Source organism: Pseudovibrio sp. Alg231-02, assembly GCF_900143565.1.
Taxonomy (GTDB): Bacteria; Pseudomonadota; Alphaproteobacteria; order Rhizobiales; family Stappiaceae; genus Pseudovibrio.
Genome location: NZ_FREX01000001.1, coordinates 491,633 through 507,121, shown reverse-complemented (window position 1 = coordinate 507,121; position 15,489 = coordinate 491,633). Strand labels below are relative to the sequence as shown.

The following is a 15,489-nucleotide window of genomic DNA, read 5'->3' as shown; positions in this document are numbered from 1 at the left end:
CGTTAAAGGCCAAGCCCGCCAATGCAAGAGTACTTGATATTGATGTAGTCATCCACGCCGTACTTGGAACCCTCATTCCCCATTCCGCTCTCTTTATATCCGCCAAACGGAGCATATTCGGTCGTGATCACACCTTCATTCACGCCAACAAGACCATATTCCAATGCTTCCATAACACGGAAGGTCTGGCCCAAATCTTGAGTGTAAAAGTAACAAGCGAGGCCATACTCTGTGTCATTCGCCATTTTGACCACGTCATCTTCACTCTCAAACTTGAAGACTGGTGCAAATGGACCAAACGTCTCTTCCTTGGCAACCTTCATCTCTGGGGTCGCATTAAGCAGAAGTGTCGGTTCGAAGAACGTGCCACCCTGAGCATCTGGCTTGCCGCCTGTCACCACTGTACCGCCTTTAGAAACGGCATCAGCGATCAGTTCTTCGACTTTCGCAACAGCATGCTCATCAATAAGAGGGCCTTGGTTGGTACCCGGCTTCAGACCATCGCCAACGCGCAGCTGATCTTCAATGGCAGCCTTCAGCTTTGCTGAGAACTCGTCATAAATTCCTGCCTGAGCGTAAATGCGGTTTGCGCAGACACAAGTCTGACCGGAATTTCTGAACTTGGATGCAATGGCACCTTCGACAGCCTTATCGAGATCAGCTGAATCAAACACGATAAACGGCGCATTGCCGCCAAGCTCCATAGAGACCTTTTTCATGTTGGCCAATGCTTTGGAGGCAAGCTGCTTACCCACTGGAGTAGATCCGGTAAAGGTGATCTTGCGGACCTTGTCGTTTTCACAAAGTTCATCAGCAATCTGAGCAGCAGAGCCGGTGATGATATTGATCACGCCAGTTGGAATTCCAGCCTGCTCCGCAAGTTCACCTAGGATCAAAGCGGAATAAGGCGTTTGACTTGCTGGTTTTGCCACAACAGTACAGCCAGAACCAAGAGCTGCAGCCAGTTTACGTCCAAGCATGGAACTTGGGAAATTCCAAGGGGTAATGGCACCAACAACGCCGATAGGCTCCTTGGTCACCATAATACGGCGGTCTTTCCAAGGGGACGGGATTACATCGCCATAAACCCGCTTACCTTCCTCAGCGAAGAAACGAATGTAGTTGGCTGTGATGGCAACTTCACCGGTAGATTCAGCCAGCGGCTTACCCATTTCAACAGTGAGCAGCTCTGCAAGGTCCTTCTGGTTCTCAATGATCAGGTCTGCCCACCGCAGCATCAGATTGCAGCGATGGGCAGCCGTCATCTTTGACCAGATGGCAAAAGCTGTATGAGCTGCATCGATTGCATCAGCAGTCTCAGGGCGGCCAAAACGCGGCACACGCCCGATAATTTCGCCTGTAGCTGGATTGTTTACGAGGATGGAATGGCTTTCATCACCGCTGACCCATTTTCCTCCTATGAGACAAGCTTCACGTAGGAGCGGAATTTCTTTGGTTGCTGAGAGTGTCGTACTCATGAGTATCTCCTGATGAAGTCATATCTCGCCAGGCAATGAGGAGAGATAGAAAAACAAGACCTAACAATGGCTTTATCTGACCTACACATATAAGTGGTAGATCTAGGAAAAACACCTAGTCCCCATAGGATTTACAAAGATTGATCCATTCTGCAATGGAAATCAGGGGCCGTAACGATTGTCTCTTTCTCAATGGAATAGGCATAGAGCCAAAACTCATGCAGTTATAAGCCGTTACGGGGATGAGATAGAGATGAGCTGGGCGGAAAAATATGGAATAATGTCATTCCTGCAAACTTGCGGGTGCCTGTCCTGTTGAAATGTCATCTGCTCCGCTCAAGTGAGCAAACCCAATCCGCATTTCTGTCTTTGCAAGAAACGCGCGCAATTGTGCTTATCCGCAAAATATGTCAGGAGCGACGTGCTTAAGAACTCAAATAGCTAAGGGTGTTCCATGTCAGACACGGTCAATCTCTCATTAGAAGAAGCACGCAAACTTACTGAGGATGCTTTGTCTGCCAACAAAACAGATCCAGCAATTGCGAAGATCGTTTCAAAGGCTCTGGTGAACGCAGAGGCAGACGGCCAGGCAGGGCATGGCCTTTCCAGAATTCCGTCCTACACAGCCCAAACAAGAACCGGCAAAGTAGACGGCTTTGCCAAAGCGGAAGCAGAGTTGGTCACTCCGGTTGTGCAGCGGATTGATGCCAAGTACGGATTTGCTTACCCCGCAATTGAAGTTGCACTGCCATTTCTGAAAGACGCCTCCTCGCAGAATGGACTGGCTTTGAGCGCGATCCGTCACTCTCACCACTTTGGGCAAGCAGGGGCACACTGTGAGCGATTGGCGCGAGATGGAATGGTTGCCTTCATTTTTGGCAATGGCCCGAAGGCAATTGCAGCCTATGGCGGTAAGAACCCCATGTTCGGAACCAACCCAATTGCATTTGCAGCTCCTAATGGAGACGGAGAGCCACTTGTCATCGATCTAGCACTCTCTCGTGTTGCGCGCGGAAAGATCATGGCAGCGCAGCGAACGGGAAAATCTATCCCGGAAGGTTGGTCACTTGATAAAGATGGACAGCCAACCACCGATCCAGAGGCGGCGCTTGCTGGGACCATGATCCCAATTGGAGAGGCCAAAGGAGCGGCGTTGGCCATGATGATTGAGATCATGGCAGCTGGCCTGTGCGGAGCTGCATTTGGTTTTGAAGCGTCCAGTTTGTTCTCAGGAGAGGGCGATGCCCCTGATCTTGGTCAGGTTATTCTGGCAATCAACGCTGATCTTGTCTCTGGTGGTTTGTTCGCAGAGCGCATGCAAACGCTTGTCGCCGCGATTGAGGCGGAGCAAGGCGCTCGCTTGCCAGGAACATCTCGCCTTGCTGCGCGTGCAAAAGCAGAGCAATACGGTATCAACCTGCCAAAGCCAATTTACGATGAGGCAGTCTGCCTCGCCGGGCAGTCGACTTAGTCATATTCACGCTCATAGTAGAAACCGGCTTTTGCATCTCCGTCGGAGCCGGCTTCACCACGAAGCTTTAGGAACTTCGTGACATCAATATCAACAGTTGCTGCATTGTCACCTGTTGTCGGCTCCTGTGTCACGCCCAGATAAATCCGCTCACTTATATAGCCGCCAACGGCCAGTTCTGGATTTCCTGCTGCATCAAATTTGATATCAATGTCGCTGACACCCAGTAGATTGCGGAGTGTGCCCAATGGCCCTTCCACGCCAGTGCCTCCGGTTAGCGTTGCGATCGCGCTTGCAAGGCTTGCCAGCTGAATTGGCGAAAGATCGTTGACAGACTCGCCAAACAACAGTTGTGCAAGGACTTCATCCTTTGGCAGGCTTGGGACTGAAGTGAAATCAATCACCGGCATATCAGCAGGTCCACTCACCAGAACAGTCACTTCCGTTGAGCCAGATGTTGTCGTTGCCGCAAAATCGAGTGTTGGTACAAGAGAACCACTAAACGTCACATTACCGCGGCTGAGTGTCAGGCGTTTTGATAGAATATCGATACGGCCACGCACCAGAGAGAAAGCGCCCACGGTCTTCACATCGTCGAGCTTGCCGCCAATGTTAAGTGATCCACCGGCTTCAGCGTTGACGCCGCGCCCGCGGATGAAGATTTTGCCTGGTGCTTCCACGTCAACATTCAAACTAGCTTTCGAGATCGGGCTGGGTTGCTCGTTTTTCTTGGCGTTTTCCCGCCCTTCATCTTGCGCAAGGATCTTCGCTTGATTGAGGATAGGCTTAGGCGCATTCAAATGCCGGACGATCACAGGATTGATACTGGAGTTAAAGGAGCTCGGAATTTCAATATCTGCCTGGTTAATGGTGACTTTGCCCGAAATTGCAGGAGGGGCGCCTGCATCGGCAAGAGAGCCCTGTAGTGCAAGATTGGCATCAATCAATGCACTAACAAATGTCCCGTCAACATAGCGGCCACCATCAATCGTGAGTTCTATTTGAGCAGGCAGGCCTGAACCAAGCTCTAGTTTGCCATCAAGCATCAACGTGCCACCATTACTAAACTTGGCAGCAAATTTATTGATCGCAATCTCTTGCCGTGTGACCTTAATGTCACCTGAGTAGTCTGTCAGCGTCATGCCAGTTGAGAGCTGTGTGGTCTCAAGGTTCACAGGCTGGATATCAATGGCGATCTGAGGATCCTTGAGGGAGCCGGAAACTGACCCGCTGAGACGGAAGCCACCACTGCCACCCAAATTCTGTTCGATCAACTTGGCTCCCACCACGTCAAGTGGAATGTTGCCTGATGTGGTCAAAGACACTTCTTGACCATCTGCAAGCCCAATTGCCCCTGAGGCCTCAACGTTCAAGCCTGAGCTGTTAGTGACGATGGTCTTCTGGTCAATTTTGTTGTCAGCAAACGAGCCGGTGCTCTCAATCTGAAGTGGGAGGATGCGGTTATCCTGAAGTGGCTTTGCTGAAAATTGGCTCAATGAAAGCCGCCAGCTGACTTGAGGTGCGTCGTTCTCGCCAAAGGCGCGGACCGTCCCGTTGAGAGCACCATCCAAGGCAAGACTTGGAACAAAGGCATTCGCTATGGAAAGTGGCAGCTGCTTCAGTTCGGCGTTAATGTCGAGCTGATTGCTGTTGCTCCCGTAAACATTTAAAGAGCCACTGCCAAGAGCCAGCTCAAAGGAGGACACAGTCCGTTTGTCTTCAAGTAGCGAAATCACTGCTGGTTGCTTGAGGTTTGTCTGCATCCCCTTGTAGCGGCCATTAAGAGAGTTCAGCGTAAGAATGATCCCTTCGGGAACAGCTTGCACCAGCCCTGTGCTTTGAAGTTGGTCGTTGTTTTCAGCAAATTCGGCATTAATGGAAAAGCCAGTTGCAACCTCTGCACTTGTCTTGCCTTCAACAGGTGTCGCATTGAATGTCAACGATCTCAGGTTTACCCCTTCCACTTCAACACCATCGAGCGCAATGTTCGCATTTGCAGCTGGGCGTGTGAAAGGTTTGTCTATCCAGCCTTTTGCGACAAAGGACATGATGGAACTTTGTGCAAACCGAAGGTTTTGGCTGCTAAGATCAAATGAGATCTTGGCATCACCGTTGTCCTGCTCAATATCGATTTGTCCATGAGCCTGACCTTCCATCTCGGTCAAGGCCAGTGATGACAAAGTGCTCAGATCATTGGCTTCAATGGTGAACTGCCCAACCAAACCTTGTGGTAGAAGCGCAAGATCAGCAGCATGTGCATTGCCACTGAGTTTGTTTCCGCCCAAATCAAAATCCAGCGTTGGAACAGACAGTTTGCCAGCCTCACTCAGCAGCTTGAACTTGCCAACAAGCTCTTCCCCTTTAAACCTGCCTGTGAGATTGATGTCCGCATTGGGGGCCGTTTCAGAAAGCGTCCCATCTGCAACAAGCTGCAACTTCTCTAAGGGAGTGCCATCCATCTCAATCCGGTCAGAGTGTATTTCAAGTGTCACTTCAGGTGCAGAAGCATTACCTGAAACCTTCCCGCTGGCAGTGAGGGCCCCACTTACACGGGGCTCCAGCAGATCGAGTTGATGCACTTGGGCAGAAAATGCACCATCCAGTTGACGATCCTGCAAACTGCCATGAGCTTCAATTTGTCCAAACATGTTCTCAAAGGAAAGGACTTCCAGTCGGCCATATGAAGCGAGCAGGTCGGAGCTATCAAGGGTTGCTGCAAGCTTGGCAGAAAACCTACCCGGGGAAGTGAGAATTCGGTCAACGCGCTCATTTTGCAGACTTACTCGGCTGCTGGTTCCTTTGAGATTGATCTCTCCAGATTGTTCTTTGAAATCTGCCAGCAAAGACAGCTGAGCCTCAACAGAGCCGCTGATGTTTTGCTGTGCAAATCCTGACAGAAGACTGAGGTCAGATATCGAAAGATTGCCCTGTGCCTGTCCGTTGTTCGGTGAGAGTTCTACCAGATTAAACCGTGCAGCCGCTCCATCACTCTCCAAGTGTAGCTCGCTTAGCTTTAGCTTTTCCTGATTTGGAAACACTGTACCTTTGAGCGAAACACTTACATTCTTGATGTTTTGGTCTTGAGAAGCTCCAGCAAGATGGACACCACTAACTTGGAGAAGCGCTTCAAGCGGGATGGACATCATCTGCGCGGAAATATTTGCACCATCACCCTTTGCAGAAAGGCTTAGCGCGCCCAGATCCGCTTCTTGTGTTTTAATCTTATCTGCTTGAACAGAGAAGTCCCAATTCAGGCTCTCAAGCGGTCCCGAAGCCGATGCAGTCACAGACAAAGTATCCAGTTGAACAGCCTGCTCGCCAGTCTTGATGAGAAGTGGTTTAGTGTTGCTCTCAAGTGTCTGGATTTGGACCTTCGCTATCAAAGAGTTCTTGTCAGTTGCGTATGTGTTCTCCAAATGCGATAAGATCGCACCGGTTGAAAGCTTTCCGGTTGCTGAAAGCGGCAGATAATCTTCATTGAGTGTCGCGTTTGCAAACCACGTGGTCTGCCCCGCAAATAGGCTGGAGATAGAAGAAGGAAGAAACTGCTCGAGTTCCCCCGATAAATGTGTAGTTAGTGACTTCTGCGTTCCATTTTGCGCAAGAGTAATCTCACCATCAATGGCTCGAACCCTATTCAGATCTACTTGTAATGAAGATGACCAGTTTGTCAGCGGGCCGCCACCTTCCATACGTAGCGCAAAACTAGGCGCATCCGGAAGGTCAAGAAGATTGGCAGTCAGCCCATTGGCTGCTTCAGAGACCATGCCGCGGAAATTGAACACGCCATCTGCCGGATCAAAATCGACGTCAATGCTTGCTGTGCCCTGAACGTCGCCAGTGCGTGAAATGTTGAGCTTGCCGGTAATTTTGTCAGGAGAACTCGCATAAGTCGCAGTGCCCGTGATCTCGAACTGTGCAGGCATACCGGCTATAGAAGCGGGGAGGGCAAGTTCTTTGATGTTGAGGCTTTGGAGATCAATGGTGTTGAAAGGCAGGGTAATGCCTGTTTCTTCAGCAGGGGCAGGTTCAGAACCCGGACTTTCTGTAGCTTCTGGCAATCGTGCTAATGCAATCTGTTGTGCTGCGACTTCGTGAATATCAAGTGCTCCGAAAAGAAGCGAAAGCGGTGACCATCGAACTGAAGCACTGTGAATTTCAAGCCATGTGCCCTTCGCATCGGAAAGATAGACCCCATCTGCAAACAGATTGCCGGAAGCGGTCAGGCGAGGTTGATCAATCCTCACATCTGGCAAAAAAGAGCTCAAAGTTGATCCGAGGGATTGGCGACCTGCCTGGAAACTAGTTGTCACCACAAGTCCGGCATAAACCACAAGTACCAGCGCGAGAAGAAGGGCTAGTATTTTGCCAAGGGTCATTGTGATACGTCGGACCAGTTGCATTCGCTCTTTGATCTTTCTCTTGTTAACGCTTGCCTTCTGTAGGCGGTGCTGATTAGAAGGACTGGCTTAAACCAATATAGACTGCAAACGGCGGATCATTGCGCTGAGGTTCAAGTGGGACACCAACATCAAGCCGCAAAGGGCCAACAGGTGTGAAATAGCGCACCCCTCCGCCAACACCTACGCTGAAGGGCTCATCGAAGTTTGGAAACTGGGTCAAATATGCAGCACCTGCATCTACAAATCCGACAAGACCAATGTTTTCAGTAATTCTTGTTCTGACTTCACCATTAAACAGCATGAAGCTGCGCCCACCCGTAACTTCGTCATCCAGGCGCGGCCCCACGTTTTTGTAAGCATACCCTCGGATTGATCCACCACCTCCAAGGAAGAACCTCCGTGCAGCGGGGACATCCTGAACTGACGGGGCGATAATTGCACCGGCTGATACGCGGCCAGCTAAAACAACACGGTCCGTACCTACAATCGGCAGGTAACTGGCAATCGAGCCTTGAGAATACAGGTTTTCGGTATCACCAAGCACGTCATAGGCTGGTTCAAAGAATAATTTGGCTTCAATACCATTGGTCGGGTTCAAAGCGTCATTGCGTGTGTCGTAAGTCAGGTCTGCAGGAATTCCCAATAGGAAGTAATCATTCTGGCCGAAAACGTCCCGTTCATTGGCAAAATAGACTTCAGCACCAATTCGGCCGCTCAAAGCCTCTGTGAAATCGCGGGATAGATAAGCATCGTATGAAAATGACGTGCTGCGATAGTTATCTGGGTTTTCCTGAACGGCAGCAACGCTGGTTGAAAAAGCGGTCAACGGTCCAATCGCACCTGGTTTTTCAAAGGTGACGCGGGCGGCATACTCAATCTGCTCGTTGTTTACGGCAAGAAGCTGGCCGACTGCACCGGTGACTGAAAGTCGCTCCGCTTTTCCAAACAGGTTGCGGTGTCGCCAGTATCCATCAAAACCAACACCTTCATTACTGGAGTAATTGGCACCAATTCCAAAAACTTTCCGTGGGCGTTCTGCCACAACAATTGTCAGAGGCAGTTCACCGTTCGCATCAAGCTGGTCATCAGGTTCAAAGCGAATGCTGGAGAAGACTTCCAGATCCCTCAGTCTGCTCTGTGCGTGAGAGATAACTTTGGCATCCCACTGCGCACCGCGAGGAAGGTTTGCGTAACTGCGAACAAACTCAGGATCCATTTTGACTGTGCCGGATACAGAAACCGGACCAAACCGCGCATATGGTCCACTGACAACATCCAGTTTAACTTTGAGCGTCTGACTGGCGTGATTGGCCAGTAACTGCCGGTTCCCCACTTTCGCAAATGGATATCCTTCATCCTTAAGGAACTTAATGGCCTGCTTCTCTGCTTCCAACACCTTAGCTGAAAGTGCTGGCATTCCTTCGACAAGGCCGAGTGACTGCGCGTTGGGCAGGTCAAGACCATTCTCTGTTGCCGAACCTTTATAATTTACATCTGCATTGCCAAAGTGAAACTGAACACCTCTGTTAATCTCCACGAGAATAGGAATAGGGCGCTCTGTAATCTTCTCAGGATGAAGGATGGCTTGATTAAGTGGTGATCCTGCTACGGTGATTTGAACCAGAGCACCATAATATCCATCTTCATAAAGCTTACCAATCAGGCGTTCAAAGTCCTGAGTTGCGCGGGCGAGAACGCCACTGGCGCCAGACGGAAGCTTCTTGACGTCCTGAACCAAAAGACTGACGGACTGCAGCTCTTCCTCAAGTTCACTCGGCTGGTCTTCATGTTCCCCAACAACACGGAACTCAACGGTGTAAGGTGTCGGGTCTGGCACACCAGCTAAGCTATCTTCATCACTCTCAGCTTTTTCACCCCAGAGATGGTATCCGAAAAGTTCAAAGGCATAGGCTTGCGAAAAGGTGCTGAATGAAAGGCACAAGCAAACAAGCAAAGCAACAGCGCGAGGAATTTTGACGTTCCATGGCCAACCAGAGGCTATACGCTCTCGTCTGTTTTTATGCTTGTAAAGCAACTAGGATAGGCTCCAACAATCTTCCAAAATGCAGATTGTTCTCAGCTCATAAAGCTCTTGGGATTAGCCCTGAGAGAATCTGCTCACGCGATAATTAAAATTCGCATGATTGGTGTGTTGAAAGCAAACCGCAATTGTCACCTCTTTGGTAACAGCACTTAAAAATTGGGCATGGATTGTGGGAGGCGAGAAAAGTCCCGGCAAAACGCATAATTCGCCGGGACCTTATTGTTTAGATTTCTTCGTCAGGACGTCCAATACAGGTGTAAGAGAAGCCGTGTTTTGCAACTTCGTCTTTGCCGTAGATGTTTCTGAGATCCACGAGCACTGGAGTCGCCATCTCATTTTTAAGGCGGCTGAAGTCGAGAACGCGGAACGCATCCCACTCGGTCACAATAACCAGAGCATGTGCACCCTTTGCAATCTCATAGGCATTATTTCCGAATGTAACATCCTCCAGAAGTTCCACAGCAGATTCCATGCCTTCAGGATCATAAGCGTGAATGTCAGCACCTTTGTCCTGAAGCGCTTGAATAATCGAAAGGGCAGGGCTGTCGCGCATATCGTCTGTGTTTGGCTTGAAGGTCAGGCCTAGCACAGCAATTTTCTTGCCTCGGACATCCCCACCAATAGCCGCTGCCACTTTCTTGGACATAGAGCGTTTGCGCTGATCGTTGATTGAACATGTGGTCTCAATCAGGCGAACAGGGCTGGAGTGGTCCTGCGCAGTCTTAACAAGCGCAAGTGTATCTTTCGGGAAGCAAGAACCGCCATAACCGGGACCAGCATTCAGGAACTTGCCACCAATACGATTATCAAGACCGATGCCTCGGGCAACATCCTGAACGTCTGCTCCAACTGCTTCACTCAGATCAGCAAGTTCGTTGATGAACGTGATCTTCATCGCAAGGAAGGCGTTGCCGGCATACTTGATCAGCTCAGAGGTGCGACGGCTCGTGAACAGAATTGGAGAGTGGTTGAGATACAAAGGACGGTAGACTTCAGTCATGACCGACTTCGCACGCTCATGAGAAAGGCCAACAACAATACGATCAGGACGTTTGAAGTCATTAATCGCTGCACCCTCGCGCAAGAATTCTGGGTTTGAGACAACCTCAAAATCCGCATTTGGATTTGCTTCGCGAATAATGCGCTCGACTTCATCTCCCGTACCAACCGGAACAGTCGATTTAGTGACAACGACTGTAAAGCCATTAAGGGACGTTGCGATCTCTTCAGCCGCTGCATACACGTAGCTAAGGTCGGCGTGCCCATCTCCGCGGCGGGAAGGGGTGCCGACTGCGATGAAGATAACGTCGGCTTTACGAACCGCGTCAGGTAGCTCAGTTGTAAAGCTCAAGCGGCCAGCTTTCACATTGCTGGCAACCAACTCTTCCAGGCCCGGCTCGTAAATTGGGATCTGCCCGTTCTTCAGCTTTTCAATCTTGTCTTCTGCTTTATCAACGCAGATGACCTCATGACCAAAATCAGCAAAACACGTGCCTGAAACCAACCCGACGTAGCCGCTGCCTATTACTGTAATTAACATTGTGTCTCCTGCACGAGCCGATCTTTTCTGGATGTGCAAATAAGTTTGTTTAAGTTGAAACGCAATAGTACATAACCTGAGATGAAACACATCCCACAGTTAGGTATATCCCCCTGATAACGTGGTATCCTTGCCCGAAAAAAGACACGCATTGTGGTAAAATTGTAGTCGAATTGTGACGAGTATTTGAGAGTATAGCTCTGTTATTTATCTAAAGTTCTAGGAGAATACATTTCTTTTCTAAGTAGGAAAATGCTGCCTACTAAGAATTGGATGGTTAATGTGTTAATTTAGATAAAATTACATGAGATATACAATTGTAAGAATAAGTAGAAGTACGCCCGTTTTTCTCCGGCTTTAATGCTTCTTTTTGATTCTACTCCTTGCGCCAATAGTAGCTAACTTAAAATTGCTAATAGTTTATCCCAAGGATTTTTCCCGTATGACGCGAACTCAAATATGGAGAGGATGTGGCAAAAATATGCCTTAGAATTTTTGTCCTACAAAAAATAAGGGTATGAGAAATAAAGATTGAAATTCGAAAGATTTCGAAAAATGGCAGAAATCGGCACCTATGTTTTGTATTAAGTTAAAATTGTAAGTAAAGTTTATTCTTATTTTCTATTATAATTACTATAGTTTCTTGTGAGGTTTTACTTGGTGCTGAAGGTAAAAATTCTTCAAGAGAAATTGACAGAATGTGTTTCACTGATTTACCAGCGATATATTCATTTGGGAATGAATGGGTTGGGGTTATGTATTTAATTGTTGATGAACAACAGCTTGTGACCGATGGGTATGCATCTGGATTTGAGCGAGAAGGTATTTCGACAAGTGGCTTTAGTCCGGATGACTTTCGGGATTGGTTAAATACTGCACCTGATACCGAGTTCGAGGCTGTCGAAGCTATTTTGATTGGTGAGATAGGGGAGCGTGAAAAATTCCCGCAGATTATCCGCCGTAGGTGTTCTCAAAAACCGGTATTGGTTCTGAATAGCAGTCCGGTTTTGGAACAGACACTGAAGTTGTTTGCTGCTGGTGTAGATGATGTTGTCCGTAAGCCGGTGCATCCGCAAGAGATACTTGCGCGTGTCAACGCAATCAAGCGGCGGACAACGAACCAAAGCATTAATGTCGAGCTAGGTGATCTTACTGTATACTTTGATGGACGGGATCCTGAAATCAACGGGAAGACACTGGCATTACCACGCCGAGAGCGTCGTATCCTTGAGTATCTTGCTCAAAATAACGGACGGCGACTGACGAAAACTCAGATTTACAACTTTGTCTATGGCATCTTTGAAAGTGAAGTAGACGAAAATGTGATCGAAAGTCATATCAGTAAGCTAAGAAAGAAACTACGTACACAGATGGGATATGATCCCATCGATTCAAAGCGTTATCTCGGCTATATAATTAATTCTCTATAACAACAAAAAAGGCTGCTTGAGCAGCCTTTTTTGTTGTTTAGGTCTCGTATCTTTTTTCTTTTACAGAAGCTGAGCCAGCTCAGTAAAGGCATCCTGGCTTGAGGGAGCGTCCAAGCCCTGTACAAGCGCATTGTAAACCTTCGGGGCAACCTCAATGGCTTGATCGAGCAAGGGATCCACACCCTCTTTATAGCCGCCCATCATGCGTAGATCTTTGGTATCTTCGAACTTGGCGATCATTGCCTTTAGTTTCAGGATAAGCTCGCGTTCCTGAGGGGACCAGCAGCTTTGCGCAAGTCGCGAGATGGAGCCGAGGACATTGACGGCAGGATACCGGCCTTCCTCAGCAATATGCCGATCCAGAACGACATGCCCGTCCAGTAGACCTCTGATGTTGTCTGCTACAGGGTCATTATGGTCATCACCATCAACCAGCACGGAAAAGATGGCGGTCATCATGCCGCTTCCTTCAATGCCTGGGCCTGCGCGCTCGAGTAGGAGGGGCAGTTCAGAGAATACGCTTGGCGGATAGCCGCGAGAAAGAGCAGGTTCTCCAGCTGCCAACGCAACGTCACGTAGAGCATGTGCGTAGCGAGTGACGCTATCAACGATCAATAAAACTGATTGTCCTTGATCTCTGAAATGCTCGGCCACTGTCATTGCTGTTTTAGGAGCAAGCCGCCGCATCATGGGGCTTTCATCACCTGTAGCGACCACCACCACGGATTTGGAGAGTTGATCACCAAGTGTTTCTTCGACGAACTCACGAACTTCACGGCCACGCTCACCGATAAGCCCGATAACGACAGTGTCGAAAGAGTTGCTTTGTGCGATCATGGAGAGCAGTGTTGATTTACCTACGCCAGACCCGGCAAAGATGCCCAGGCGCTGACCATGGCAAATTGGTGTAAAGAGGTCGAGCACCCGTACCCCAGTTAAGGCAGCGTCTTTAACACGCGCACGGTGAACTGGCGGAGGGGGGAGGGTATTAAATGACGCAAGAGATGGTCCTTCAGTCATCGGACCGAGACCGTCGATTGGCTGTCCAAACGCATTGATAATGCGCCCGCGCCAGTTGTTGTCCGGATAAAAGCTAAGTTCGCCGCAACGCTTTACCTTGATCCCAAGGCCGAGGTCAGATCTGGATGCATAGGGCTTCACAAGCACACTGTCAGGTTCAATTCGGATTACTTCTCCAAATTCTTCACCGTTGTTGCTCATGTAGGAGACCTGGTCTCCCAAGTTAACGCCACCTGAAAGGCCCTTCACTCTAAGATGATTAGGGGTAACCTCACAGAGGGTTCCGCTTATCTCAATGTTCCATGAGCTTGATGGAATTTGAGCGGTAAGTTCCTGAATGCGCGCAAGGGCGGTCATAAACAACCTTTTGAAGTATTAGCTTTGTGCAATTGTATTGCGATGCCGCTCTTGTAGCTGCTTGAGTAAATCATCTGGCAGCAAGTTCCGAGCATCCTGTGACAGCTTATCAACTGTTGGAAGTGTTGATGTTTCCAAGTCAGAAGAAGTTTTTTCCTCGTTCTTCGAGCTACCAGCCAGAGCTTCAATCAGCTTGTCCTCATTTCCCATAGAAATGGCTCTGGCAGAAGCGATGTTGCCAAAAAGCGGCGGGATTTCTTTGGACTGGACGGGCAGGATTGGCGTTCCCCTTTGCAGTGAGGACACCATATCTGAAGCAGGTGCAGGTACAGCTGGACTTGCCTGTATTTTTTTCTCAATGGTGCTGAGAGCTGTTGCCTCGTCTGTGCTCGCGTTCTCCGCGTCGAGCACACCAGAAATTTTCATTTCTGCAAGGTTCCCAGCGACGAGACCCGCCACTCCCAGAGGGCCGGCAATCATCCCATACAATGAGCTACCTGCAACGCGAGAGCGAACAGAAGCCTCATCACCAGTAATCTCTCGATAGAGGGTATTTACACCGGGGATGTGCTGCAATGGATTGATGATATCAAGCAACTCACCCAAACTAAATGGTTTGGGTGGTGAGGTCTTAGTATTATTGGAGGTGCTTCCGGCGCGAGTATCTTCCGAAGTGCCAGAAATTGCTTGAACCGGATTAACAGCCATCAGCTCTCTCCAAGTTTTCGTATTGTCTGCTGTCGAATACTTTCCACACTCTGCATCATTGAATTTGTACTTTCAAACGCACGGGTAATGGTGATGAGCTTGGTGATCTCAGAGATTGGATTAATGTTCGAGCCTTCCACGAAGCCCTGGGCGAATCCATTCTCTGTAAAATCCTGAACGGGTTCTGCGAGCGCGTCAGGTATTACAGCAGAATTTCCTGCGCGGCTCAGCTTGGCATCCTGAGGAATGGAGAAAAGGCCGAGTACGCCAACCTGACGGCCTTCCTGATAGATGGAGCCATCCTTAGCAATCTCTGGAGCTCCGCCGAGTGGGTCCAGGATAATTGGTGCATTTCCGCTATCAAGAATTGGATTGCCTTCGATGCTCCTGAGGATGCCATCAACACCAATCTGAAAACGGCCATCTCGAGTATAAGCAACGCCATTGCCGGTTTGAATACCCAGCCAGCCGTTGCCATCAATCGCGACATCAAGAGAATTACCAGTTTGCTTGATCGCGCCAGCCTGCGTCGAGATATAGTTCTCTCCAGTGGACGCAAAGGAGACTGGGTCTTTGCCTGGGCTCTTAACGAGACTATCGAATTTGACTTCTGTAGACCGATAGCCAGCAGTTTCCATGTTGGCTACATTTCGCGCAACTGTCTCAAGTCGGCGCTCAAGGGCCATTTGCCCGGAAAGGGAGACATAAAGAGAAGGGACGACCATAAATTTAGACTCCAAATCCGATCAAGCTACTAGCGCTGATATTTCCTGCAGGTTTGCGTGGTTCGCGGCCTTCTATGGTGTTCATAGTTGCGCCGCCCAATGCAGTATCCATGCTCCAAGTCAGAAGCGCATATCGCGTTAATGTGCTGATCATAGCAAACCTATCTACACTCAAATGCTTCGAGAGAATGCTCTTTAGGGCTTGTCTGAAGCTGTACGGGTGTTTGTTAGGATTTCAGCGTCTTTACGCCAGCTTCGGACAAGTAAGTCTCGCTACCACAAAATAAGAAAAGTGCTTGTCCGGTAAGTGTGT

At 49.1% G+C, this 15,489-nt stretch carries 9 protein-coding genes; 2 read left to right on the top strand and 7 right to left on the bottom strand.

Going from position 1 to position 15,489, the window contains the following annotated elements; all coding sequences use genetic code 11:
- Positions 1–2 precede the first annotated feature (2 nt).
- Entirely contained in the window at positions 3–1,478 is a 1,476-nt protein-coding gene (locus DHN43_RS02015; protein ID WP_108817560.1) for an NAD-dependent succinate-semialdehyde dehydrogenase, read from the bottom strand.
- 454 nt (positions 1,479–1,932) lie between these two features.
- Between DHN43_RS02015 and DHN43_RS02010 the strand changes: the two genes are divergently transcribed.
- Positions 1,933–2,949: an Ldh family oxidoreductase gene (locus tag DHN43_RS02010; protein ID WP_108817559.1), complete on the top strand. Its 1,017-nt coding sequence runs from the start codon at positions 1,933–1,935 to the stop codon at positions 2,947–2,949.
- On the opposite strand, the gene DHN43_RS02005 is transcribed toward DHN43_RS02010, so the two are convergent.
- From DHN43_RS02005 to DHN43_RS01995, 3 genes are all read right to left on the bottom strand, one after another.
- Entirely contained in the window at positions 2,946–7,352 is a 4,407-nt protein-coding gene (locus DHN43_RS02005) for a translocation/assembly module TamB domain-containing protein (protein WP_108817558.1), read from the bottom strand. The genes DHN43_RS02010 and DHN43_RS02005 overlap by 4 nt on opposite strands.
- 52 nt (positions 7,353–7,404) lie before the next feature.
- On the bottom strand, positions 7,405–9,387 hold the full coding sequence (locus DHN43_RS02000; RefSeq protein WP_208994790.1) for an autotransporter assembly complex protein TamA: 1,983 nt from the start codon (positions 9,385–9,387) through the stop codon (positions 7,405–7,407).
- A gap of 232 nt (positions 9,388–9,619) precedes the next feature.
- Positions 9,620–10,936, bottom strand: a complete 1,317-nt coding sequence (locus DHN43_RS01995) for a UDP-glucose dehydrogenase family protein (protein WP_108817557.1) — start codon at positions 10,934–10,936, stop codon at positions 9,620–9,622.
- A gap of 755 nt (positions 10,937–11,691) precedes the next feature.
- Between DHN43_RS01995 and DHN43_RS01990 the strand changes: the two genes are divergently transcribed.
- Positions 11,692–12,366, top strand: coding sequence for a response regulator transcription factor (locus DHN43_RS01990; protein ID WP_108817976.1), 675 nt, complete (start codon positions 11,692–11,694; stop codon positions 12,364–12,366).
- A gap of 60 nt (positions 12,367–12,426) precedes the next feature.
- Here DHN43_RS01990 and fliI read toward each other — a convergent pair whose 3' ends face one another.
- From fliI to flgF, 3 genes are read right to left on the bottom strand one after another with little or no spacing between them, the layout of a single operon-like run.
- Positions 12,427–13,743, bottom strand: a complete 1,317-nt coding sequence (gene fliI, locus DHN43_RS01985) for a flagellar protein export ATPase FliI (protein ID WP_108817556.1) — start codon at positions 13,741–13,743, stop codon at positions 12,427–12,429.
- A gap of 18 nt (positions 13,744–13,761) precedes the next feature.
- Complete coding sequence (locus DHN43_RS01980) at positions 13,762–14,451, bottom strand: hypothetical protein (RefSeq protein ID WP_108817555.1); 690 nt, start codon at positions 14,449–14,451, stop codon at positions 13,762–13,764.
- Entirely contained in the window at positions 14,451–15,176 is a 726-nt protein-coding gene (flgF, locus tag DHN43_RS01975; protein WP_063288327.1) for a flagellar basal-body rod protein FlgF, read from the bottom strand. Before flgF ends, DHN43_RS01980 begins: the two co-directional genes overlap by 1 nt.
- Between the last annotated feature and the right edge of the window lie 313 nt (positions 15,177–15,489).